General features: G+C 73.7%; 22 protein-coding genes and 1 pseudogene. 16 read left to right on the forward strand and 7 right to left on the reverse strand.

Annotation, left to right across the window (positions count from 1 at the left end; translation table 11 throughout):
• Positions 1-120: 120 nt before the first annotated feature.
• Positions 121-495 (forward strand): VOC family protein, encoded by a 375-nt coding sequence (locus ACIRRH_RS26480; protein ID WP_403072147.1) that lies wholly within the window; start codon positions 121-123, stop codon positions 493-495.
• Here the strand turns inward: ACIRRH_RS26480 and ACIRRH_RS26485 are convergent.
• Positions 456-2573, reverse strand: coding sequence for a HEAT repeat domain-containing protein (locus ACIRRH_RS26485; protein ID WP_403072150.1), 2118 nt, complete (start codon positions 2571-2573; stop codon positions 456-458). The two genes, ACIRRH_RS26480 and ACIRRH_RS26485, sit on opposite strands and share 40 nt — an antisense overlap.
• A gap of 104 nt (positions 2574-2677) precedes the next feature.
• On the opposite strand from ACIRRH_RS26485, the gene ACIRRH_RS26490 reads away from it, so the two are divergent.
• From ACIRRH_RS26490 to ACIRRH_RS26530, 9 genes are all read left to right on the forward strand, one after another.
• Positions 2678-3418 carry an alpha/beta hydrolase gene (locus tag ACIRRH_RS26490; protein WP_403072153.1) on the forward strand — a complete coding sequence of 247 codons (741 nt, stop codon included), beginning with the start codon at positions 2678-2680 and terminating at the stop codon, positions 3416-3418.
• 248 nt (positions 3419-3666) lie between these two features.
• Entirely contained in the window at positions 3667-4638 is a 972-nt protein-coding gene (locus tag ACIRRH_RS26495; protein WP_403072156.1) for an urea transporter, read from the forward strand.
• An 88-nt stretch (positions 4639-4726) separates the two neighbouring features.
• Positions 4727-5032 (forward strand): urease subunit gamma, encoded by a 306-nt coding sequence (locus tag ACIRRH_RS26500; protein ID WP_224284926.1) that lies wholly within the window; start codon positions 4727-4729, stop codon positions 5030-5032.
• Between the two features lie 3 nt (positions 5033-5035).
• Entirely contained in the window at positions 5036-5908 is an 873-nt protein-coding gene (locus tag ACIRRH_RS26505) for a sirohydrochlorin chelatase (RefSeq protein ID WP_403072159.1), read from the forward strand.
• Between the two features lie 23 nt (positions 5909-5931).
• Positions 5932-6369, forward strand: coding sequence for an urease subunit beta (locus ACIRRH_RS26510; protein WP_403072162.1), 438 nt, complete (start codon positions 5932-5934; stop codon positions 6367-6369).
• Positions 6369-8093, forward strand: a complete 1725-nt coding sequence (gene ureC, locus ACIRRH_RS26515) for an urease subunit alpha (RefSeq protein WP_403072165.1) — start codon at positions 6369-6371, stop codon at positions 8091-8093. Before ACIRRH_RS26510 ends, ureC begins: the two co-directional genes overlap by 1 nt.
• Positions 8090-8842, forward strand: a complete 753-nt coding sequence (locus ACIRRH_RS26520) for an urease accessory protein UreF (RefSeq protein ID WP_403072168.1) — start codon at positions 8090-8092, stop codon at positions 8840-8842. The genes ureC and ACIRRH_RS26520 overlap by 4 nt, the downstream gene beginning before the upstream one ends.
• A gap of 39 nt (positions 8843-8881) precedes the next feature.
• Positions 8882-9502, forward strand: coding sequence for an urease accessory protein UreG (gene ureG, locus ACIRRH_RS26525; RefSeq protein ID WP_363384032.1), 621 nt, complete (start codon positions 8882-8884; stop codon positions 9500-9502).
• Positions 9499-10500 (forward strand): urease accessory protein UreD, encoded by a 1002-nt coding sequence (locus tag ACIRRH_RS26530; protein WP_403072171.1) that lies wholly within the window; start codon positions 9499-9501, stop codon positions 10498-10500. Before ureG ends, ACIRRH_RS26530 begins: the two co-directional genes overlap by 4 nt.
• A 34-nt stretch (positions 10501-10534) precedes the next feature.
• Here ACIRRH_RS26530 and ACIRRH_RS26535 read toward each other — a convergent pair whose 3' ends face one another.
• A complete protein-coding gene (locus ACIRRH_RS26535) occupies positions 10535-11020 on the reverse strand; it encodes a MarR family winged helix-turn-helix transcriptional regulator (protein ID WP_403072174.1) in 486 nt (161 codons plus the stop codon).
• A 68-nt stretch (positions 11021-11088) separates the two neighbouring features.
• Here ACIRRH_RS26535 and ACIRRH_RS26540 point away from each other — a divergent pair, with 68 nt between their 5' ends.
• A complete protein-coding gene (locus tag ACIRRH_RS26540; RefSeq protein WP_403072177.1) occupies positions 11089-11967 on the forward strand; it encodes an NmrA/HSCARG family protein in 879 nt (292 codons plus the stop codon).
• 6 nt (positions 11968-11973) lie between these two features.
• On the opposite strand, the gene ACIRRH_RS26545 is transcribed toward ACIRRH_RS26540, so the two are convergent.
• The 4 genes from ACIRRH_RS26545 to ACIRRH_RS26560 are packed head-to-tail and all read right to left on the reverse strand — an operon-like array spanning position 11974 to position 15945.
• A complete protein-coding gene (locus ACIRRH_RS26545) occupies positions 11974-12837 on the reverse strand; it encodes a HEAT repeat domain-containing protein (RefSeq protein WP_403072180.1) in 864 nt (287 codons plus the stop codon).
• Positions 12834-14096 (reverse strand): NACHT domain-containing protein, encoded by a 1263-nt coding sequence (locus tag ACIRRH_RS26550; protein ID WP_403072182.1) that lies wholly within the window; start codon positions 14094-14096, stop codon positions 12834-12836. The genes ACIRRH_RS26545 and ACIRRH_RS26550 overlap by 4 nt, the downstream gene beginning before the upstream one ends.
• Before the next feature lie 5 nt (positions 14097-14101).
• On the reverse strand, positions 14102-14533 hold the full coding sequence (locus ACIRRH_RS26555) for a protein phosphatase (protein ID WP_403072184.1): 432 nt from the start codon (positions 14531-14533) through the stop codon (positions 14102-14104).
• 29 nt (positions 14534-14562) lie between these two features.
• Positions 14563-15945 (reverse strand): LuxR C-terminal-related transcriptional regulator, encoded by a 1383-nt coding sequence (locus tag ACIRRH_RS26560; protein WP_403072186.1) that lies wholly within the window; start codon positions 15943-15945, stop codon positions 14563-14565.
• 149 nt (positions 15946-16094) lie between these two features.
• Here ACIRRH_RS26560 and ACIRRH_RS26565 point away from each other — a divergent pair, with 149 nt between their 5' ends.
• From ACIRRH_RS26565 to ACIRRH_RS26575, 3 genes are all read left to right on the forward strand, one after another.
• Positions 16095-17027 carry an NADP-dependent oxidoreductase gene (locus tag ACIRRH_RS26565; protein WP_403072188.1) on the forward strand — a complete coding sequence of 311 codons (933 nt, stop codon included), beginning with the start codon at positions 16095-16097 and terminating at the stop codon, positions 17025-17027.
• Positions 17028-17255: 228 nt separating this feature from the next.
• Positions 17256-17987, forward strand: coding sequence for an MIP family channel protein (locus ACIRRH_RS26570; RefSeq protein ID WP_403072190.1), 732 nt, complete (start codon positions 17256-17258; stop codon positions 17985-17987).
• 321 nt (positions 17988-18308) lie between these two features.
• The gene (locus ACIRRH_RS26575; RefSeq protein ID WP_403072192.1) at positions 18309-19097 is read left to right on the forward strand and encodes an SDR family NAD(P)-dependent oxidoreductase; all 789 of its coding nucleotides are present in this window, start codon (positions 18309-18311) and stop codon (positions 19095-19097) included.
• A gap of 17 nt (positions 19098-19114) precedes the next feature.
• Here the strand turns inward: ACIRRH_RS26575 and ACIRRH_RS26580 are convergent, their stop codons facing one another.
• Positions 19115-19957 carry an NAD(P)-binding domain-containing protein gene (locus ACIRRH_RS26580; RefSeq protein ID WP_403072194.1) on the reverse strand — a complete coding sequence of 281 codons (843 nt, stop codon included), beginning with the start codon at positions 19955-19957 and terminating at the stop codon, positions 19115-19117.
• A 133-nt stretch (positions 19958-20090) separates the two neighbouring features.
• Here ACIRRH_RS26580 and ACIRRH_RS26585 point away from each other — a divergent pair.
• Positions 20091-20453, forward strand: a pseudogene (locus ACIRRH_RS26585) (MerR family transcriptional regulator); the annotation flags it as partial.
• A 167-nt stretch (positions 20454-20620) separates the two neighbouring features.
• A complete protein-coding gene (locus tag ACIRRH_RS26590) occupies positions 20621-21397 on the forward strand; it encodes a GNAT family N-acetyltransferase (protein ID WP_403072196.1) in 777 nt (258 codons plus the stop codon).
• Positions 21398-21493: the final 96 nt, after the last annotated feature.

A 21493-nucleotide genomic window follows, 5' to 3' on the forward strand; every position in this document is an offset into this window, starting at 1 on the left:
AGGGCCGGCCCGACGGCCGCCTGCAAGGATGTTCAAGACCGGCGCGGCGGGCCGGCGGCAGGCTGTGCACGGCAACAGCAGCAGTGCCCGCATTCACCCGCAACCGCAGGAGCCCGCACCATGTCCGTGCTGAACCAGCCCGCCACGATCGTCCTCGACAGCGCCGACCCGCTCGCGCTCGCCGCCTTCTACCAGAAGGCCACCGGGTGGGAACTCACCCACAGCGACGAGGACTTCGCCTCCCTCGCCCCGGCCGGTGCCGCGCCCGGGCTGGCCTTCGTCCGGGTGGACGGCCACCGTGCGCCGGGCTGGCCGGAAGGCGGCGCGCGGCTGCACCTCGACTTCGCCGTCGCCGATCTGCCGGGAGCCGTCGAGGAGTTGCTGGCCCTCGGGGCCACCCGGCCGGCGTTCCAGCCGGGGGAGGGGCAGTGGGTGGTCCTGCTCGACCCGCAGGGTCACCCGTTCTGCCTGGCGCCCTCCGTCGCCGGCGACTGACCGTCCGGGTCGAGGCGGGCGAGGAGCGTGCGGCACCGGCGCTGAAGCTTCTCGTCCTCCTCGATGCTCCCGAACCGGCCGCCCCGCTGCGGCAGTTCGAGCTGTGCGCGCAGCAGCGGGACGGCCGGTGCGGCGGCGGCGCCCATCCGCTCCAGGCAGGCCGCGACGTGGCCGCCGGTGGCGGAGTTGTTCTCCCAGGCCGGGAGGAGCGCGTCGAGGACCGCCGCGGTCTCGGGGGCACCGCCGATGTCCCAGAGTGCGGCGGCGCAGTGGACGCGAACCCAGTCGTAGCCGTTGGTGAGCAGTTCACGCAGCCGGGGCAGGGCGGCCGCCGCTGCCGGGCCGATCCCGCCGAGGAGGTCCACGACCGTGAACAGTCCGAAGGGGCTGTCGGTGTCGAGCAGTTCGAGCAGTGGCGGCAGAATCTCCGCCGCGTCGCCCTCGACCGCCCAGAGCGCGCCGAGGGCGACGGGACGGACCCTGGCCTCCGGTCCGTGCGCCAGGGCGCGGATTCGCGGCAACGCGGGTACGGCCGCCGGGCCGAGCCGTCGCAGGGCCTGGAGCGTGGATTCGACGATGCCCCACTGTCCTTCCCGGACGGCCGCGTCGAGGGCCTCCGTGAGGGCCGGGAGCACCGCCGCGTCGCCGAGCACCCCCAGGGCACCCACGACCGACCGCACCTCCGTCTCGATCCACTCCCGGGACAGGTCGAACCCGCGCAGCATCCCGGCCAGCCGGGGCGACAACTCGCCTGTCGCGGCAGGAAGATGGCGGGCAACCTGGACGGCACGCCAGGCATCGTCCCCCGAGTCCAGCGCCGTCAGCAGGCCCGGCAGCGCCCGTTCGTCGCCGAGCTGCGCCAGCGCCAGGACGGCCTCCTGGTGTGCCCGGCGCCGGTGCGGCTCGGGCGAGGCCCACACCTGGGGCCCGCCCTCGGCGCGCTGCGCCGCGACGAGGGCGGCGAGGGCCTCGCGGGCGGGTCCGGCGGTCACATGGCAGGCGTTGAGGACGGCGGCGGCCTCGGCGACCACCTCGGGGTGGGGGTCGGCGAGCCGTCCGGCGACCAGCGCGATCAGCGAACCGTGGTCGCCGCGCCAGGACCTGACGAGTTCGGCGGTCATCCGCAGTGCGTCGAGGCGGGACCCGGGGTCGGGGCTGCACAGCTGTTCGGCGAGCAGTGCGGTGCGCTCGGGCACCCGGGAGTCCAGGACTTCGTGGAAGTCGCGCAGCAGCCGGGTGGTCGGCGAGTGGACCGCGGCGTGCCGGTCCAGCTCCGCGAACGCGGCGATGACGTACCCGGGTGCGCTGCCCGGTTCGATCGGGGGCTTGGGCCCGGTCGGGGCGGGGGAGGCCCACCACTCGCCGGCCGGCGCCGGCTCCTGCCGCAGCAGGTCGATGGCGGCCGGGATGTCCTGTGGACCCGGTTCGGTGCAGCGGGCCCGGTGGACGAGCGCGGCGAGCCGGGTCGTGGGGTCCAGGGTGGCGTCCCCGGCCAGGGCGGTGAGCCACACCGCCGCGTCCGGCGCCGCTTCGGTACGGCGCAGGGCCAGTGTCGCCATGGCCTCGACCAGCAGCAGCCGTTCGACCACTCCGGGCTCGGCGGGCAGCCGCTCGCGCAGCACCGCCGCGGCCCGGACGGTGTCCTCGACGAGCAGGCCGAGCGCCGGGATCGCCGCCTGCCGCAGCAGTCGGCTCCCGGTGTCGTCGGTGGCGAACCGCACGAAGACGTCGCTCCGTCGGCGCAGGAGGGCCAGCGCGTCGGAGTGGTCCCCGTCGGTGTACCCGTGGTCCTCGCACGCCGCCGACTCGTGGCCGATACCGGACAGCAGCTCGACGATCGCGGCCCGCCCGGGCGTGGCCGGGTCGTCCACCAGCTCGAACAGGAACGGCAGGCTGGCCGTGGTGGCGGGGTAGACGCTGCCCTGGTGGAAGAGGGCGCTGTAGTAGCGGTCGAGCGCCTTGCCCCGCTCCTCCTCGTCCGTGGAAGCCAGGGCCGCGAGCAGTTCCGGCACCTCCTCGGCCGTTCCGTACGCGTGGTGCAGCTGCGTCCAGTCGATGTCGTGCAGTCCGTTGAACATGACCGGCACTCTGCCGGGCCGGTCTGACAACGGGCCGGACACCTGTTCCGCCGACAACGGTGAAAGCCGGGACTCGAACGCGCGTCGGGAGCCATGATGGCGGGGTGCACTTCACCTCGGAATCCAGCGCGGACGGCGTGACGCAGCGCAGCTTCACCCTCGACGGCGTGCCCGGTGTGCTCTGGCACCCGGACGGATCGCCCCTCGGTGGGCGGCCGTTGGTGCTGCTGGGGCACGGTGGCGGCCAGCACAAGCTGGGGCCGGGGGTGGTGGCGCGGGCCCGGCGGTGCGTGCGCCGGCACGGGTTCGCGGCGGTGGCGCTGGACGCGCCGGGGCACGGGGAGCGGGCGCGCAGCGCGCAGGACGAGCGGTTCGCCACCGAGATCGGGGAGCTGATCGCGGCGGGCCGGCCGATCAGTGCGTGGGTGGCGCGGCACACGGCGGTGCTCGCGGAGCGGGCGGTGCCGGAGTGGGTGGCCGTGCTGGACGTGCTGGGCGGGCAGGTGGAGGACCTCGGGCCGGTGGGGTACTGGGGGCTGTCGCTGGGGAGCGTGATCGGCATCCCGCTGGTGGCGGCCGAACCGCGCATCGCCGTCGCGGTGTTCGGGTTGACGGGGCACGCGTCGCAGACGGAGGCGGCGGGGCGGGTCGGCGTGCCGGTGGAGTTCCTCCTCCAGTGGGACGACGGGCTGGTCCCGCGCGAGGGGGCGCTGGCCCTGTTCGGCGCGCTGGGTTCGCGGGAGAAGACGCTGCACGCCAACCCCGGCGGGCACCTGGAGGTGCCGGAGCTCGAACTGGCCTCGTGCGAGCGGTTCCTGGCCCGGCATCTGATCCGGGCGCAGTGAGCGCGGGCCCCGGCGCCGCCGACGTCAACCGTCGGTAAAACTTCGCAAAGGATTTCTCCCCGCAACGAACGCGGGCGGCGCCGACTTCAACAGATTGTTGCAGCTCAGTGACCCGATGGTCACCCTTCGTGGATTCGGCGTAACAGTCCGCTCCCACTGGACTTCGCAATCCGTAGGAGTACGGTTCCGGAGGAATCGCCGGGGCCGACTTCCGGGCAGGCCGGCCGTACCGGAAATTGGTGCGCAGCATGGGTTGGCAAAAGGGTGGGGAGAGCGCCTCGGTGGCGACTCGTCCGATATCCGGCAGGTGGGCCGCGGAAGTCCTGCGCGGCGTCGCACAAGTCGATTTCATGCCGTCCGTCGTCTGCGGGCTCTTCTTCGTGGCCGCACTGTTCGCCGCCGGCTGGCGGTACGGCCTCTACGGACTGCTCGGCAGCGCCGTCTCCACCGCCGTCGCGTACGGGCTCGGGCTCGACCGGGAGACCGTCGGCGCGGGGCTGCACGGGTACAACGGGTGTCTGGTGGCGCTGGGTTGCGCCGTCTTCCTGGACGCCGGGCACCCGGCGACGGTCGCGGTGGCGGTCCTCGGGGCCGCCGTGGCCGTGGTGGTCACGGCGGGCGTCGGGGCGCTGCTCGCCACCTGGCGGCTGCCCGCGCTGACCGCGCCGTTCTGCCTGGTCGCGACGGCCGTCACGGTGGCCGCCCCCGGCTTCCGGCGGCTGTGGCACGGCGCGGGCGCACCCGCCGCCCTGCCCGTCCCGGCCGACGGTCCGACCGGGCTGAGCTGGGAACAGCTCTGGCACGGGTTCTTCGCGAACATCGGTCAGATCTTCTTCATGCCGCAGTGGTACGTCGGCCTGCTGTTCCTGACCGGGCTGTTCGCGGCGAGCCGCCTCGCGGGCCTGATGGCCTGTGCGGGAAGCGCCACCGGGCTGCTCACGGCCTGGGTGTTCGGTGCTCCCGGTGAGGCGGTCGGGCAGGGCCTGCTCGGGTACGGCGGCGTGCTGGTCGCCCTCGCGCTGTGCGGGGTGTTCCTGGCGCCCGACGGCTGGAGCGCGGCCTACGCCCTGGTCGGGGCGGCGGCCGCGACCGTGCTGACCCCCGCGCTCGGCGCCGTCTGCGCGCCCTTCGGCGGCCACGCCTTCACCTGGCCGTTCGTGCTGACCACCCTGCTGTTCCTGGCGGCGGTGCCGGCCGTCCCCCGCCTGCGCCGGGCCTGAATCCACATCCGGCGCCCCTGGATTTCCCGTCCGTCGAACACCTCCTGCATGTCACCCATCGGATTCCCGGAAAGGAAGAGTGGTGCCCGTGAATCTCTCGCCGCGTGAGATGGACAAGCTGTACATCTACGTCGTCGCCGATCTGGCCCGCAAACGCCGCGACCGCGGCGTCAAGCTGAACTACAGCGAGGCCTGCGCACTGATCAGCGAGGCGATCATGGAGGGTGCCCGGGACGGCCGAACCGTCGCCGAGTGCATGGAGATCGGCAAGCAGGTCGTCGGCGGCGAGGACGTCATGCCGGGCGTGCGCGAGATGCTCCCGCTGCTCCAGGTCGAGGCGGCGTTCGTGGACGGGACCAAGCTGGTCTCCTGTCACGACCCGGTGGGTGCCTGAGCGATGACCCAGCCTCAGGCCGCCGCGGTGGTGCTGGCCGGCGGGCACGAGAGCGACGGCGGCCGGGATCTCGCCGCCCTGGTGGCCCGCGAGCCCACGGTGCGCGCCGCCGTCCCCGCAGGCCGTCCGCTCACCGAGGCCGTGCGGTCGGCGCTCGCCGCGGCGGGCGACGGGCCGGTGTGCGTCGTACCGATGACGCTCGGCCGCGACCCCGAACTGGTCGCCGACACCGCTCGGGCGCTGCGCTGGCTGGCTGCCGGGGAGGCCCACGGCCGGCTCGCACTGACCGCGCCCTTCGGCGCCGCCGACCACCTGATCGGCTGGTTGCGCGCCGCCGCCCGCACCGCCCCCGACGGCGCGGTGCTGGTCACCGCCCCGGCGGCCGGCCCGTTCGAGGACGCCGAGCTGTTCCGGATCGCCCGCCTCGCCCGCCAGTACGGACGGCACCGGTGGGTCGAGGTCGCCTTCGAGGGCGGCGACCCCGACCCGGCCGAGGGCACCGAACGCTGCCGGCTGCTCGGCGCCCGCGAGGTGACGGCCGTTCCGGCCTCCTTCGGGCCGGCCCTGCGCACCGCGCTGCCCGGCGTACGGGACGGCGGCCCGCTGCTGCGGCCGTCCGCCGTCGCCGGGGTCGTCGCGGCCCGGACGGCGGCGGCGCTGCACCTGCTCGGGCACGGGGAGGACGGCATCCTGGCCGGCCTCGACGCCGAGCACGGGCACGGCTACACGCACAGCCACGGGCCGGGCGAGCAGAGCCACAGCCATGGGCCGGTCCGACAGGGCCACAGCCACGGGCCGGGCGAGCAGGGCCACCAGCACCGCCGCGACCACGCCAACGAACACGCGCACACCCCCCACGCACACGGCCCCCACTGACCCGGCAGAAAGGAAGGCCAGCCATGTCCGGTAGCGCCGCATACCTGTACGGCGAGGACCCGGTGGAGATCAACGCCGGCCGCGCCAAGGCCACCGTCACGGTCAGCAACACCGGCGACCGGGCGATCCAGGTCGGTTCCCACTACCACTTCTTCGAGGCCAACCGCGCTCTCGACTTCGACCGCAACGCCGCCTTCGGCAAGCACCTGGACATCCCGGCCGGCACCGCCGTCCGGTTCGAGCCGGGCGACACCAAGGACGTCACGCTCGCCGAGTTCGGCGGCCACCGCCGCCTGGTCGGCTTCGCCAACCTCGTGGACGGCGGCATCACCGCCCCCGACACCCGCGCCCGCGCCGTCGACCGGGCCATCGCCCGCGGCTTCAAGGGCACCAACCTCGACCACAAGGAAGACCGGTCACGGGACCTCCACCCGGAGCTCCACCAGGAAGGCGACCGCTGATGGCCATCCTCTCCCGCAAGCAGTACACCGACCTCTTCGGCCCCACCGTCGGCGACCGCTTCCACCTCGCCGACACCAACCTCGTGGTCGAGGTCGAACAGGACCACAACCAGGGCCACTACGGCGACGAGGCCGTCTACGGCGGCGGCAAGGGCATCCGCGACGGGATGGCCCAGGACCCGGCCGCGACCTCCGTGCAGGGCGCGCTCGACCTGGTGATCACCAACGTGGTGGTGCTGGACCCGGTGCTCGGCGTGGTCAAGGGCGACATCGGCGTCAAGGACGGCTTCATCGTCGCCGTCGGCAAGGCCGGCAACCCGCACACCCAGAGCGGCGTGCACCCGCGGCTGGTGATCGGCCCCGGCACCGAGGTGATCTCCGGCGAGCACCTGATCGCCACCGCAGGCGGCATCGACACCCACATCCACTTCATCGCCCCGCAGCAGGTGCAGGAGGCGCTGAGCAACGGCATCACCACCCTGATCGGCGGCGGCACCGGCCCGTCCGACGGCACCAACGGCACCACCTGCACCCCCGGCCCGTGGAACATCCACCGGATGTACCAGGCGGTGGAGGAGCTGCCGGTCAACGTCGGCCTGCTGGGCAAGGGCAACGGCTCGCTGCCCGGCGCGCTGCGCGAGCAGGTCGAGGCGGGCGTGTGCGGACTCAAGGTGCACGAGGACTGGGGCAGCACCCCGGCCGCGATCGACAGCGCGCTGAGCGTCGCCGACGAGTACGACGTGCAGGTGGCGATCCACACCGACACCCTCAACGAGTCCGGCTACTTCGAGGACACCCTGTCCGCGATCGACGGCCGCACCATCCACACCTTCCACACCGAGGGTGCGGGCGGCGGCCACGCCCCCGACATCATGCGGATCGCCGGCGAGCCCAACGTGCTGCCGTCCTCCACCAACCCGACGCTGCCCTACACCGTCAACTCGGTGGACGAGCTGCTGGACATGGTGATGGTCTGCCACCACCTCAGCCACAACATCCCCGAGGACGTCTCCTTCGCCGACTCCCGGGTCCGCGCCGAGACCATCGCCGCCGAGACCGTGCTGCACGACGAGGGCGTCATCTCGATCTTCTCCTCCGACTCGCAGGCGATGGGGCGGATCGGCGAGTCCTTCACCCGCGCCTTCCAGACCGCCCACCACTGCAAGGAGCAGCGTGGCAAGCTGGCCGGCGACAGCGAGCGCAACGACAACGTCCGCGTCCTGCGCTACCTCGCCAAGCTCACCATCAACCCCGCCATCGCCTCCGGTACCGCCGACCACATCGGATCGCTGGAGCCCGGCAAGCTCGCGGACATCGTGCTCTGGCCGATCAACTCCTTCGCCGCCAAGCCGAAGATGGTCATCAAGGGCGGCGTGATCAACTGGGCGCTGATGGGCGACCCGAACGCCTCGCTGCCCACCCCGCAGCCGGTCTACTACCGGCCGATGTTCGGCCAGTACGGGCGGGCCAGGCAGGCCACCCGGGTGTCCTTCATGTCGCAGGCCGCGGTGGACCTCGGCGTTCCGGCCGAACTCGGTCTGGAGAGCAGGGTGTTGCCGGTGCGGCGGTGCCGTTCGATCGGCAAGCAGCACATGGTGCGCAACGACGCGCTGCCGAAGATCGCGGTCGACCCGGAGACGTACAAGGTCACCCTGGACGGCGAGCCCGCCACCATCGAGCCGGCCCGCGAGCTGCCGCTCAACCACCTGTTCTACCTCGCGTGAGCGTTGTCGACGCCGGCGCCGGCGATGCCGCTGATGCCGCTGATGTCGCCGGGACCGCCGACACCGGACTGGACGCCCTGCTGGTCTGCCTCCAGCTGACCGACTCGGCCTTCCCCAGCGGCTTCTACACCCTCTCGCACGGGCTGGAGGGCTACGCCCAGGCCAGGGCCGTCACCCCGGACACCCTGCCCGGGCTGCTCGCCGACCTGCTGCGGCACGGCGTCGGACCGTCCGACGCCACGGCGCTGGTCCTGGCCCACCGGGCGGCCACGGCGGGCGACTGGGAGCTGCTGGCCGAGACCGACCAGCGGCTGCACGCCACCAGGCTCAACCGTGAGCTGCGCCTGGCCGCCACCCGGACCGGGCGCCAACTCCTGGACATCGCCAGGGAGTCGGTGGGCGGCGAGGCGCTGGAGCGGTACGCCGCGCTGGTCGCGCAGAAGCGGGCCCCCGGCTGCCAGGCGGTGGCGGCCGGGGTGGCGTACGCCTCGGCCGGCGTTCCGGTCGAACAGGCCGTCACCAGCGACCTGTTCGCGTTCTGCACCAGCTTCGTCGGCGCCGCGCTTCGGCTGCGGCTGACCGACCACCGCAAGGCGCAGGTGGTGCTGCGGGCGGCCTCCCCGGTGATCCGGGAGGTCGTCTCGGCCGCCCTGGTACGGGACTTGGCGGACCTCGGCGGCTGCGTGCCGGTCGCGGACGCCATGTCCGGACGGCACGAACGGGCGGAGGCCCGGCTGTTCATGAGCTGAATCCGTTGTTTCGCACAATGTACGACCAGAGGAGGAGAGTTGACCGAGAACGTGCTCCGCGTGGGCATCGGCGGGCCGGTGGGCTCCGGAAAGACGGCGCTGATCGAGGCGCTCGTCCCGGTGCTGATCGCCCGCGGCCACCGCCCGGCCGTCATCACCAACGACATCTACACCCAGGAGGACGCCCAGCACGTGCGGCGCACCCTGGCCGGGGTGCTGGACCCCGAGCGGGTGGTCGGCGTGGAGACCGGCGCCTGCCCGCACACCGCCGTCCGCGACGACCCGACGATGAACCTCGCGGCCGGCGCCGAGATGCTGGAGCGCTTCCCGGACGTCGACACCCTGCTGTTCGAGTCCGGCGGCGACAACCTCACGCTGACCTTCAGCCCGGTGCTGGTCGACCTCTTCCTCTTCGTCCTCGACACCGCCGAGGGCGAGAAGATGCCCCGCAAGCGCGGCCCGGGCATCACCGAGTCGGACCTGCTGGTCATCAACAAGATCGACATCGCCCAGTACGTCCGCGCCGACCTCGGGGTGATGGAGTCCGACGCCCACCGGGTCCGTGAGGGCGGTCCGGTGGTGCTCACCAACTGCCTGACGGGGGAGGGGCTGGAGGAGATCGCGGCCTTCCTGGAGACCTTCCGCAAGGTCCCGGCGTGACAGGCTCGTCGGCCGCTCCGGCCGGTGTGGACGCTTCGGTTGCGGCGGTGCCCCGGCTCGACCCCCGGCACTACGAGCCGGTCCGCGTCCCGTACGAGGTCCGGCGCCACGCCGGGACGCCCGACACCCTCGGGGTCGGGCGTCCCGGCAAGGTCGGGCTGTTGGAGCTGGCCTTCGAGCAGATCGCCGGGCGCACCGAACTCACCGGCCACTACCAGAAGTCGCCGTTGCAGATCATGCGCCCGCTGTACTTCGACCCGGCCCGCCCCGACCTCGCCGTCACCTTCCTGATGTCCACCGGCGGCGGGATCCTCCAGGCCGACCGGCTCCGCACCGACCTGCACTGCGGCGCCGACACGGCCGTCCACCTGACCACCCAGGCGGCCACCAAGGTCTACCGGATGGAGCACGACTACGCGACGCAGCTGGTCAACCTGACGGCCGGCCCGCGCGCCTACGTCGAGTACCTGCCCGAGCCGGTGATCCCCTTCGTCGACTCGCGCCTCTACCAGCGGACCGTCCTCACCGTCGACCCGGAGGCGACGGTGCTGGCCGCCGAGACCGTCCTGGCCGGCCGGCTCGCCCGGGGCGAGCGCAACGCCTACCGGGTGTTCGCGTCCGACCTCGAAGTTCGGCGCCCGGACGGCGAGTTGGTGGCACTGGACACCGTACGGCTGGAGCCCTCGGTGACCGGGGGCGGCGGGGTCACCGGGCCGGCGGTGCTGGCCGGGCACGACGTGATGTCCAGCCTGTACGTCCTCAGCCCGCTCGCCCCGGCGGGCCGGATCGCGGACGTCCTGCACGAGGCGGTGGCCGGCTGCGGTCAGGAGTACGGCGAGCTGCTGTACGGGGTCAGCGTGCTGCCGCAGGACAGCGGCGCCTGGCTGCGGCTGCTCGGCTCCGACACCCGCGCCTGCGCGGCCGCTCTGCGTGCGGCCTGGGACGCGGTGCGACGGCTGCTGATCGGGGTGCCGGCGCCGGAGCTGCGGAAGACGTAGCGTCCTCCGCCCGGCACGGTCGTCAGGACCCGCCTTACCCGCCTGACTCCCCGGAGGCCATGGCCGCGAGCCGGGCGACCTGCCGGTGGCTCAGCTCGACCGTGCGGTTCATGTGCCGTAGCAGGAAGGCGAGTTCGGCCTCGCTGTCCTCGGCGAAGACGGCCGCCCAGTCGGTGGACAGCTCGCGCCACACCGCCCCGAAGCGCTCCAGCGCCTCGGGGAGGACCGCGACCAGCACCCGGCGGCGGTCCGCCTCGTCGCGCTGCCGGGTGACCAGCCCGGCCTTCTCCAGCCGGTCGACCAGCCGGGTGGCCGAGCCGCTGGTGAGCCCGGTGAGCTCGGCGATCCGGCCGGTGGTGACCGGCCCGTCCTCCAGGGTGAGCAGGTTGAGGCACTGGACGTCGGTCGGGTGCATGCCCAGGTGGTCGGCGACGGCCTGGTTGAACAGCACGTACGAGGCCAGGTAGCGGCGCGAGACCGGCCACAGCCGGGCCATCAGTTCGTCGCGGGTCGTCGTCATGAGGGAAGGGTAACTGGCTGCCCGATAATTGTTTGCGTCGCACAGAGATCGCTCCCTATGTTGTCTGCATGACGCAGATAATCGAGTCTTCGCTTCCCGTTGCCGTCACCGGAGTCACCGGCGCCCAGGGCGGCGTCACCGCCCGCGCCCTGCTGCGCGCCGGCCGACCCGTCCGCGCCCTCACCCGCGAGCCCGACTCGCCCGCGGCCGCCGAACTCGCCGCGCTCGGAGCCGAGGTGGTCCACGCCGACTTCGACGACCCGGCCTCGCTGGTGGCGGCGCTCGACGGCGCCGGCGCGCTGTTCGCGATGTCCACCCCGTTCGGCACCGACCTCGACACCGAAGTCCGCCAGGGCACCGCCCTGTTGGATGCTGCCCGGCTGGTCGGAAGCGTCCGGCACGTCGTCTTCACCTCCGCCGCCAACGCCGACCGCTCCACCGGCATCCCCCACTTCGACAGCAAGCACCGCATCGAGCGGCACCTGGCCGGCCTCGGCCTGCCGTGGACCGTCCTCGGCCCGGCCGCCTTCATGGAGAACTACGCCAACGACTGGACCCTCAAGTCCCTCCGCGAGGGCGTCTTCCACCTCCCCATGCCGCCCGGCGTCCCGCTTCCCATGATTGCCGCCGACACCATCGGCGCCTTCGCCGCCCACGTCCTCGCCCGGCCCGAGGCCTACGCGGGACGACGCATCGACATCGCCTCGCAGTGGCGCACCGGCGAGGAGATTGCCGCCGCCATCAGTGCGGCGAGTGGCCGGCCGATCCGCTTCGCGGAGGTGCCGCTCTCGGTCGCGGCCGGGTACTCCGAGGACCTCGCCACGATGTTCCGCTACTTCCAGGAGCCCGGCCTCGACATCGACACCGCCGCCCTGCACGCCGAGCACCCCGACATCGACTGGCAGCCGCTGGAGACGTGGGCGGCGGGCCGCAGCTGGGACTTCTGACGGAGTTCAGGAGCCGGCGGTGAGGTGCGCGACGGCCCCGAGCCCGGCTTGGGCGGCCTCACGGACCGCGGTCTCCGGATCGTCGGCCAGCGCGGACCGGAGGGCCGCCGTGGTCTCCGGACTGTTGGGCCACTGCCAGGCGAGCATGGTCAGCGCCCGGCCGCGCACCTCCGGACTGGGGTCCACCGTGGCTCGGGCGCGAATGGTGCTTTCGGCTGCGTCGAAGGCAAGCATCGCGTAGCAGCTGAGAGCTGTGCCACGGATCGTGGGAACCGGGTCCTCCATGGCGCGGTTGAGGAGAACCCGGATCGTTCCACCGCGAGATCCGTAGCGTTTGGTCAGAAGATTCAGCACCAATTCCCTTACGGAGGTAGATTTGGACTCAGTGGCTGTCCGGACCAGCAGTTCGAAGGTATTGGGTGTCTCCCTAGCCACGGCGGCGATCGCCCTGAGTGCGGAGATTCGGACGATGTTGTCGGTGTTGCGAGTTGCGAGATTCCGCAGGATGGCCATGACCTCAGGACTCTTGGGCCAACGCCGTGCGAGATCGTTGGTCGCCACGGCGCGAATGAGGACAGAGGGGTCGTTGACCGCACGGTCGAGAAGCAGTGTGAGAATCCCGTCGGCCGTCGGCCATGTTTGAACGAGACTTTCAAGTGCAACACCACGGATGATCTCGTCGTCATCATCGGCCGCGAGCTCCATCAACCGAGCGGGGCCATCAGAGCGCTTCGGCCAGTGGTTTATCAGCAGGTTCATGACGCGGTCGCGATTCATCGGTGCTGTATCGCTATCTGCGCGGTCCTGGAGCGTCTGTTGAACATCCGGATGATCCGGCCAATGCAATCTGAGCTGGCGTAAAGCGGTCACCCGGGTTGCTGGGGATGGGTCAGCGGTGGCGCTACACACAAGGAGTGGCAGGACATCGGGATGGGTCGGCCAGTTGCTGGCAAGGAGTCGATGCTCAGGTACTTGGTGTCGCGGTCCCAGTGGGCAACCAGTACTCGCACCGCGTGCTCATAGACGCCCTGGCGGTCACGGGGCAGAGACTGGCGGCGGCCGATGATGGCGAGGATGGTCAGCAGCAGGGGGTTGCTGGCGAGTTCGCGGATGGGGCGGGAAGACTCGACGGCGCTGGTGATGCGGTCGACCAGCCGGCCGGCGAGCTCGGGATCCGTCGGACAGGCGATGGCGTACCAGCGGCGGGCGAAGTCGGCGATCCGGGCCGGGTCGAGGTCCTGGAGCATGAAGTGGGTGAACCCGGCGCCGCCGAGCGGGCCGCGCTGGTAGCCGATGACGCGCGAGGTCACGACGACGCGCGCCCGGTTGTAGCGGGCCGCGAAGGCGGCGATGCGCTCGGCGGTGGCGGCGCGCACGCCCGGGTCGAAGAGTTCGTCCAGACCATCGAAGACGACCACAGCCCGTTCTTCGGTAAGGAGTCGGCGCAGCTCGGGGCCGGGGAAGGACATCCCCGCGACGGCGTGGCGGTGATCGAGGAAGTCCTCGAAGGTCCGCTCGCGCCACCGCCCGTCGGCGTACTGTCGCAGCTCGACCACCAGCGGCACCAGGCCGCTCAGCGGGGCGAGCGGGCCGGCGGCGTCCTGCACGAGCGTGAGGGCGAGGTACCGAGCGAGGGTGGACTTGCCGGACCCCGGGTCGCCGAGCAGGACCACCCGTTCGCCGCGCGGCCCGGCGAGGACGGAGAGCACGTCCTCCGTCGGCCGGTTCAGGTACTCGGTGCGCAGCCGTTCGAGGGCGGACCGGCCGAGGTCGCCCGGCAGCACCTCCTCCGTGAACTCACCGCTCGCCAGCAGCCGTTGGACCAGCTCGCGCGGCAGTTCCACCGGTGGAGGATCCTCCCGCACCTGCGGGGGGACGAACACCTCCCGCAGCTCGACCGCCGGGTGCTCACCCTGCTCGGAGAGCGGCGTGAGCACCTCCAGGTCGAGCCGGCCGTACGTCTCCCGCACCCGCCGGGCGTACGCGGCGCGGGCGGCGGCCATGGACTCGGCGGTTACCTCGGGTTCAACGGCCGTGGTCAGATTGACCGTTCCGGCCTGGATCACGTTGCCGTTGACCGTCCCGCCGGTGACCTCATTGGCCACCGAGACCTCTGGATCGTTGCCCACCCGGCCTAGGCTAGCCGCTCCACGAACTTGCGCTGCCACGGCGTTTCGACCGCGTGCCGGCTGTAGTGCTCCCGCACGTAGTCCACCGCCTCGGCGGCCGGGACGCCGTCCAGGACGGCGATGCGGGCGAGCGCGGTGCCCGTGCGCCCCCGCCCGCCGGCGCAGGCGAGTTCGACGCGTTCGGTGGCGGCGCGTTCCCAGGCCTCGCGGAAGGCGTCGGCGGCGTCCGCGCGGTCGGCGGGGAGGCGGAAGTCGGGCCAGCGCACCCAGCGGCTCGGCCAGTCGACGTGCGGCGGGCGGCCCAACAGGTAGAGGCCGAAGGTCGGTTGGGGTCCGGGCGGCAGGGGTCGGCTGAGGCCGCGGCCGCGCAGCAGACGGCCGGAGGGCAGACGCAGGATGCCGGGGGTGGTCGGGTCCCAGGTGGTGGGTCCGGTCATGGTGTCTCTTCTCTCGGGGGACGGGGTGTTCAGGACGCCGCGTGCAGCCCGACGGGCCCGCGCGGCAGTCCGGCGCGGTGGGCGAGGGCGGCGGCCTCGCCGCGCGAGGAGACGTCGAGCTTGGCGAGGATGTTGGCCACGTGGAACTTCACCGTCGACTCGCTGATGTGCAGCGCCGCCGCGATGTCCCGGTTGCGGCGGCCGCGCGCCAGCTGGTCGAGGACCTCCAGCTCGCGCGGCTGGAGGCCGTCCAGCGGGTCGGTGGCGAGGGCGGGCTCGGGCAGGGCGAGCGGGAGGTCGACGGTCACCGTGGTGCCCCAGCCCGGGACGGCCTCGACGCCGTGGTGTCCGCCGAGGGCGGTGATGCGGTCGGCGGTGCGGTGGACGGTGAGGGCGTCGGCGCTGAGCAGGCCGAGGCCGTCGCCGCGCACCACGGCGCGCAGCAGGCCGTCCGTCGTGAGCTGCCAGCTCACGTGCAGCCGGGCCGGCTTCTCCTGTTCCAGCATCAGCAGCACGGCGACCCGGACGGCGTCGCGTGCGGTGTGCGCGGCGTCCGCCGGGACGGACCGGCCGGCCTCCGCCGGGGGTGCGGCGTCGAGGTGGACCCGGGTGTGCCGCAGCAGCGGGCGCAGCTCGCGCACCAGCCGGGCGAAGGCGGCGTCGGCGGGCTCCTCGCTGAGGGTGCGGTCCAGTTCGGCGCCCTGGCGCAGGTCGAGCAGGGCGGTGACGGCCAGTTCGGTGGCGCTGCGGCGGGCCGTGGCGTCGTCCAGGCCGGGCGCGCGCAGCGGTGCCAGGATCGCGGTGAGCGCGGCACTGTGGGTGCCGGTGAACTCGGCGATGGCCCGGGCCCGGGCGTTGGCGGAGGCGCGGGAGGCGGCCGTCTGGGTGGGGGCGGCGTCGGTGGCGCGGTGGTCGGAGTGGGCGATCACCAGGTCCCACAGCTGTTGCAGGACGGCGAGCGCCCCGGGTGCCACCGGCTCGGTGCCCGTCCGGACGAGGACCAGGACGGCGCCACTGTCGTTGCCCGGCGTGGTCGCGACGACCACCACCGGCCGGGACCGTCCGGCGAGCTCGGCCTCGCCCTGCCAGGGACGGCCGGCCGAGGTGGTCCCGGCCGTGCGTTCGGCCAGCCGGGACAGGTCCAGCGCGCTGATGGCGCCGGTGAGCTCGGGCGGGCCGTGGCTGTGCGTGGGGCTGAACGTGCAGACGCCGCTGAGCTGCGCGAGCGCCGTGTGCGGGACGAGGGTGCCGAGTACCTCGGACAGTCGCAGCAGGACGTCCGGCCGGGGAGCGCGCAGCACTTCGACGGCCCGTGCCAGCGCGTCCTCGGGGCGGCCCCAGTGGTCGCGCCAGGTCCCGTCCGTGCCGCCCGTACCCGTCGTTGTGCCCGCCGCGCCCCTCGTGTGGTCCATGAGGTCCAGCCTAGTTCGGGTGCCGCCGTTCCCACCTGGCCGTTCGGACAGGTCGAACCGTCCGAAGGACCGGCCGGGCAGCTACCCTCCCGGTCACAGGATGGAAGGCGTCGGAGCGAACCAACTCCCCTGAAACCGAAGGACCTTCCATGACCAAGGCGATCGCCTTCTCCGAGTTCGGCGGCGCGGACGTGCTGCGCCCGACCGACATCGAACTGCCCGCCCCCGGGCCCGGCCAGGTGCTGGTCGCGGTCCGCGCGGTGGGTGTCAACCCGGTGGACCGCAGGCTGCGCACCGGCGAGCTGGCCGCGCTGTTCCCGGTCGTCTTCCCGTACGTGCCGGGCGTCGAGGTGTCCGGCACGATCGAGGCCGTCGGCGCGGAGGTGAGCGGCTTCGCGCCCGGCGACGAGGTGTTCGGCAGCATGATGGGCGGCGCCTACGCCGAGCACGCGCTGGTGGACGCGGCGGTGCTGGCCCACAAGCCCGCCACGCTGGGCTGGGAGGAGGCCGCCGCACTCCCGACGGCCGCCGAGACGTCCGAGCGGGTCCTCGACGTCCTCGGCGTGCGGCCGGGCGAGACGCTGCTGGTGCACGGCGCCGCCGGCGGGGTGGGCACCCTGCTGCTCCAGTTCGCCCGGGCGCGCGGGATCACCGTGGTCGGCACCGCGAGCGAGCCGAACCACGCCTACCTGCGGGAGCTGGGCGCGATCCCGGTGGCGTACGGCGAGGGCCTGGCCGAGCGGGTGCGGGCCGCCGCCCCGGGCGGTGTGGACCGGGCGCTGGACGCGGCCGGGCGGGGCGGGGTGCTGCCGCTGTCGATCGAGCTGACGGGCAGCGCGGACCGGGTGCTGACGATCGCCGACATCCAGGGCGCGCAGGAGCACGGCGTCCGCTTCAACGGCGGAGCCGAGGGTGTCGACTCCTACCACCAGCGCGCCTACGCGGCCGCGCTCGCCCTGCACGAGGCGGGCGCCCTGCGGCTGCCGCTGCACCGGGTCTTCCCGCTGGCCGAGGCGGCCGAGGCGCAGCGGGTCAGTGAGGACGGGCACCTGCGCGGGAAGATCGTACTGACGGTCCGATAGCCATCCGGCGCCCGTCCTGTCCCCGTCTGCCCGTTTTACCTCCGTTTTGCATTGGGCTCGCCATTTTCGTACGGTTTCAGCCGTTCGGAGTAATTCGGCAGGCGGACGCGCCGTGAACACGGCGGTGGGCCGTTCGGCCGACATGCGGCCCCCCGAACGGTCGACCAGGGTCGGCCGGACGTGGGCGGCACCGGTCCGCCTGCCCTGACGGTCAGGAGGACCAGGCGCATGGGTGGAACGGACAGGCGGGCGGTGATCGGCGAGTTCCTCGGGACCCTGCTGCTGGTGCTGCTGGCGGTGGGTGCGGCGGTGCTCGCGGGGGAGGCGATCGGTGCGGTGGGCATCGCGCTGGCCTTCGGCTTCGTGCTGCTCGCGCTCGCGTACGCGCTCGGCCCGATCTCCGGCTGCCACGTCAACCCGGCGGTGACGCTCGGCTTCCTGCTGGCCCGCCGGATCGACGGGCGTACGGCGGTGTCGTACTGGGTGGCGCAGCTGCTCGGCGGCATCGCGGGTGCGTCGCTCGTCCTGCTGCTGGCGAAGCAGGTACCGGGGCTGGAGACCCACGGCAAGCTCGGCACCAACGGCTGGGGCGACCGCTCCCAGGTGCACATCAACGCCGGCGGCGCGTTCCTGACCGAGGTCGTCCTCACCTTCCTGCTGGTGTACGTCGTGCTGGCGGTCACCCACCGGCTGGCCGCGGTCGGCTTCGACGGGCTGCCGATCGGCATCGCGCTGGTGGTCGTCCACCTGGTCGGCATCCCGCTCACCGGCACCTCGGTCAACCCGGCGCGCAGCCTCGGCCCGGCGCTGTTCGCGGGCGGCGGGGCGCTGTCGCAGCTGTGGCTGTTCCTGCTCGCCCCCCTGGTCGGCGGTGCACTGGCGGCGGGCGTCCACCTGCTGACCCACCCGCAGCCCAACCTCCCGGTGGCGCAGGCTCTGGCCACCGACGCGCGGGTGTAGCTCCCGCACAACGGCCGAGCGGCGGGGGGGGGGGGGGGGGGGGGGGGCGCCGCCCCCCGCGGGGGGGGGGGGGGGGGGCCCCCCCCCCCCCCCCCCCCCCCCGGGGGGGGGGGGCCGCGCCCCCCCCCGCCGGGCCGGCCCGCGCGCCCCCCGCCCGGGGGGGGGCGGGGCCGGGGGGGCGGGCCCCGCCCGCCGCCGTTGTCGGTAGCCGTGCGACACATGCCCGCCCCGCCGGGCCGCTTTTGAGCCGTCGACCGGCCCGATTCGGCGTACCGTCCGAAGGGCCCCGGCCCCGGCCCGCCCGCTGGGTAGAGTCGCGCCATGGTGACTGTGAACGCGGGGAGCCCCGCGGGCGGGCGGCTGGCGGGTCGCTCCTGTGTGGTGACGGGCGCGGCCAGCGGCATCGGGCGGGCCGTCGCCGAACGCTTCCTCCGGGAGGGCGCGTCGGTGGTCGCCACCGATGTGGACGCGGCCGGGCTGGACCGGCTGGCCGGGCAACTCCCGGGCGCCCTCAGCACGGTGGTCGGCGACGTGGCCCGGGACGAGGACGCCCGCCGGATGGTGGCGGCCGCCGTCGAGCGGCACGGGCGGCTGGACGTCCTGGTGGCCAACGCCGGGGTCATCCCGCTGATGGAGATCACCGAGGCCACCGCCGAGGACTGGGACCACGTGATGGCGGTGGACGGTCGCGGCATGTTCCTCACCTGCAAGTACGCGATCGAGGCGATGACCGCGCAGGAGCGGCCCGGCGGCTCGATCGTCTGCCTGTCCTCCATCTCCGGCGAGGCCGGCCAGCGCGGCCAGGCGGTGTACGGGCCCGCCAAGTTCGTCGCCTCCGGCCTCACCAAGCACCTCGCCGTCGAATGGGCCGATCGCGGCATCCGGGTCAACGCCGTCGCCCCCGGCACCATCACCACCGAGCGCGTCGCCCGGCTGCACGACGAGCCCGGCGGTCCGGAGTACCTCGCGGCGATCGAGAAGCTGCACCCGATGGGCCGGCTCGGCGACCCGGCCGAGGTGGCGGCGGCCGTCCTCTTCCTCGCCTCCGACGACGCGTCCTTCGTCACCGGGGTCGTGCTGCCGGTGGACGGCGGGTACCTGGCGCAGTAGTGCGCCCGGCGCTCCGGCTATGCGGTGAGCAGCTCGACCAGGGCGGACACCCCGTCCGAGCCGTGCCCGGCCCCGACCGCCCGCCTGGTGACCGCGAGCGCCGCGTCCAGGACGGAGGTGTCCAGGCCGTGCGCCCGGGCGGTGTGCGCGACGTGCGCCAGCCCGGCCTCGGCGGAGGCGAGGCTGCTGTGGTCGCCCGGATGCCGGCGGTCGTCCGCGCGCTGTGCGAAGCGGTCGATCAGCGGCGGCGGCATGCGCGACAACCCCTGGGCGTACGGCGCGAGTTCGGCGCCGGTGATGCCCTCGGCGCGGGCCGGCGCCAGGGCGTGCAGGCAGCCGTGCACGGTGGTCCAGAACAGGTCGAGCAGGGCCGCGTCGAAGGCCGCCGCCCGGCCCGGGTCGGTGCCCACGTGGCGTACGGTGCCCAGCGCCCGCAGCGTCTCCTCGTGGGTGGCGAAGGCCTCGGCGTCGCCGCTCAGCAGGACGGTGCCCTCCGGGCGGCCGATGGTCGGGGTGGGGGTGAGGATCGCGGCGTTCAGCAGGCGCAAGCCCCGGGCCTCGGCGTCGGCGGCGTTCGCCCGCGCCTCGCCAGGCGCGATCGACGTGGCGTTGACGACGGTCCGGCCGCCCAGCGCCGTCCCGGCGGCCTCCAGCACGGCCCGGGCGGCCGGCTGGTCGCGGACGCAGAGCAGCACGAGCGGGGCGAGCGCCACCGCCTCGGCAGCGCTCGCGGTCGACCGCGCACCGAGGGCGAGCGGTTCGGAGTCCCGGCCCGGCGTGCGGTTCCACACGGCGACCGGATGGCCGGCGGCCAGCAGCGCCCCGGCCGGCGCCCGGCCCATCGGGCCCAGGCCGAGCACGGCAACGGCGTTACCGGCAGGGGTGGTTGAGGAAGATCGTTCGTTCGGCACGGCCGTTACGCCAGGCCTTCACGCCGACGGCAGAGTCAAGGCGGAGAGTCATGGTGGAGGATCCGCCGAGGAGGTGTCCGCGATGCGGATCGGAGAACTCGCCCGGCGCACCGGCGTCACCCCTCGCGCCCTGCGGTACTACGAGGAACAGGGGCTGCTCACCCCCGAGCGCCGCCCCAGCGGCTACCGCGAGTACGGCGAGCCGGACGTGGACACCGTCCGCGGCATCCGCATCCTCCTCGCGGCCGGCCTCAACAGCGCCGTGATCGCCGAGATCCTCCACGGCCTGCCGCTCCCGGGGCAGCGCCCTCCCGGCCCGACCTGCCCCGAGCTGCTCGCCGGCCTGGCCCGGGAACGCGCCCGGATCACCCGGCAGATGGACGAACTCGCCGAGGCCATGGCCCTGTTGGATGCCATCGTGGCGGCAGAGGCGCCGGGCGAGGTGATCCGGTCCGGCCGACTGCGGGTGGCGGGCCGCAAGCCCGTCCAGGTCCGGGGCGGCTGGGGAGCACACGCCGGCTGGGGAGGGCAAGCCGGTTGGGGAGCGCCGCCCGCAGCCGGTGGCGCGGAAACTCGATGGCGTGCGATCCCGGGCCGTGTTGAAGTGAGCGGATGAACCATGACGAGGTGCTCGCCCTGTTCGACGACCGGCTCCGGCGCAACGCGCTGCCCGACCCCGGCTGCCGCGTCGAACGCGACGGCGCGGTGGTCCGGCAGGTGGGCCCGGAGCACGGCTGGAACGGCGTGGTCTGGTCCGGTCTGGACGAGGCCGGGGCGGACGCGGCGATCGCCGCGCAGGTGCACCACTTCGCCGAGCTCGGGCTGGAGTTCGAGTGGAAGGCCTACTCCCACGACCTCCCCGCCGACCTCGGTGCCCGACTGCTGGCGGCCGGCTTCACCCCGGAGCCGGACGAGGCGCTGATGATCGCCCGGATCGCGGACCTGCCCACCGAAGCAGCCCTGCCCGAGGGCGTCCGGTTGCTCCCGGTGACCGACCCGGCCGGGGTGGACCTGCTGATGGAAGCCCACGTACAGGCCTTCGGCACCGAAAACCCCGCTCTGCGCGAGCGGATCCTCGACCACCTGCGCGACGGCACCGAGACGGTCAGCATGGTCGTCGCGATGGCCGGCGACCGCCCGGTCAGCGGCGCCCGGATGGAACTGATCCCGGGCACCGGGTTCGCCGGGCTCTGGGGAGGCGGCACCGCACCCGACTGGCGCGGCCGGGGCATCTACCGCGCCCTCGTCGCCCACCGTGCCCGCCTCGCGGCCGAGCTCGGCTACCAGTACCTCCAGGTCGACGCGAGCGACCAGAGCCGCCCCATCCTCCAGCGCCTCGGCTTCGCCTGGCTGAGCACGACGACTCCGTACGTACGCGGCCTGGCGTGACGGCCTGACCCCTGCCGGGGCGGGCCGCGGCCGACACAGCGGTGGGCCCCCCCCCGCCGGCCGGGGGGCCCCCCGGGGGGGGCCCCCCGGGTTGGC

The sequence above is a fragment of the Kitasatospora sp. NPDC101235 genome, from assembly GCF_044767505.1.
Lineage (GTDB): Bacteria > Actinomycetota > Actinomycetes > Streptomycetales > Streptomycetaceae > Kitasatospora.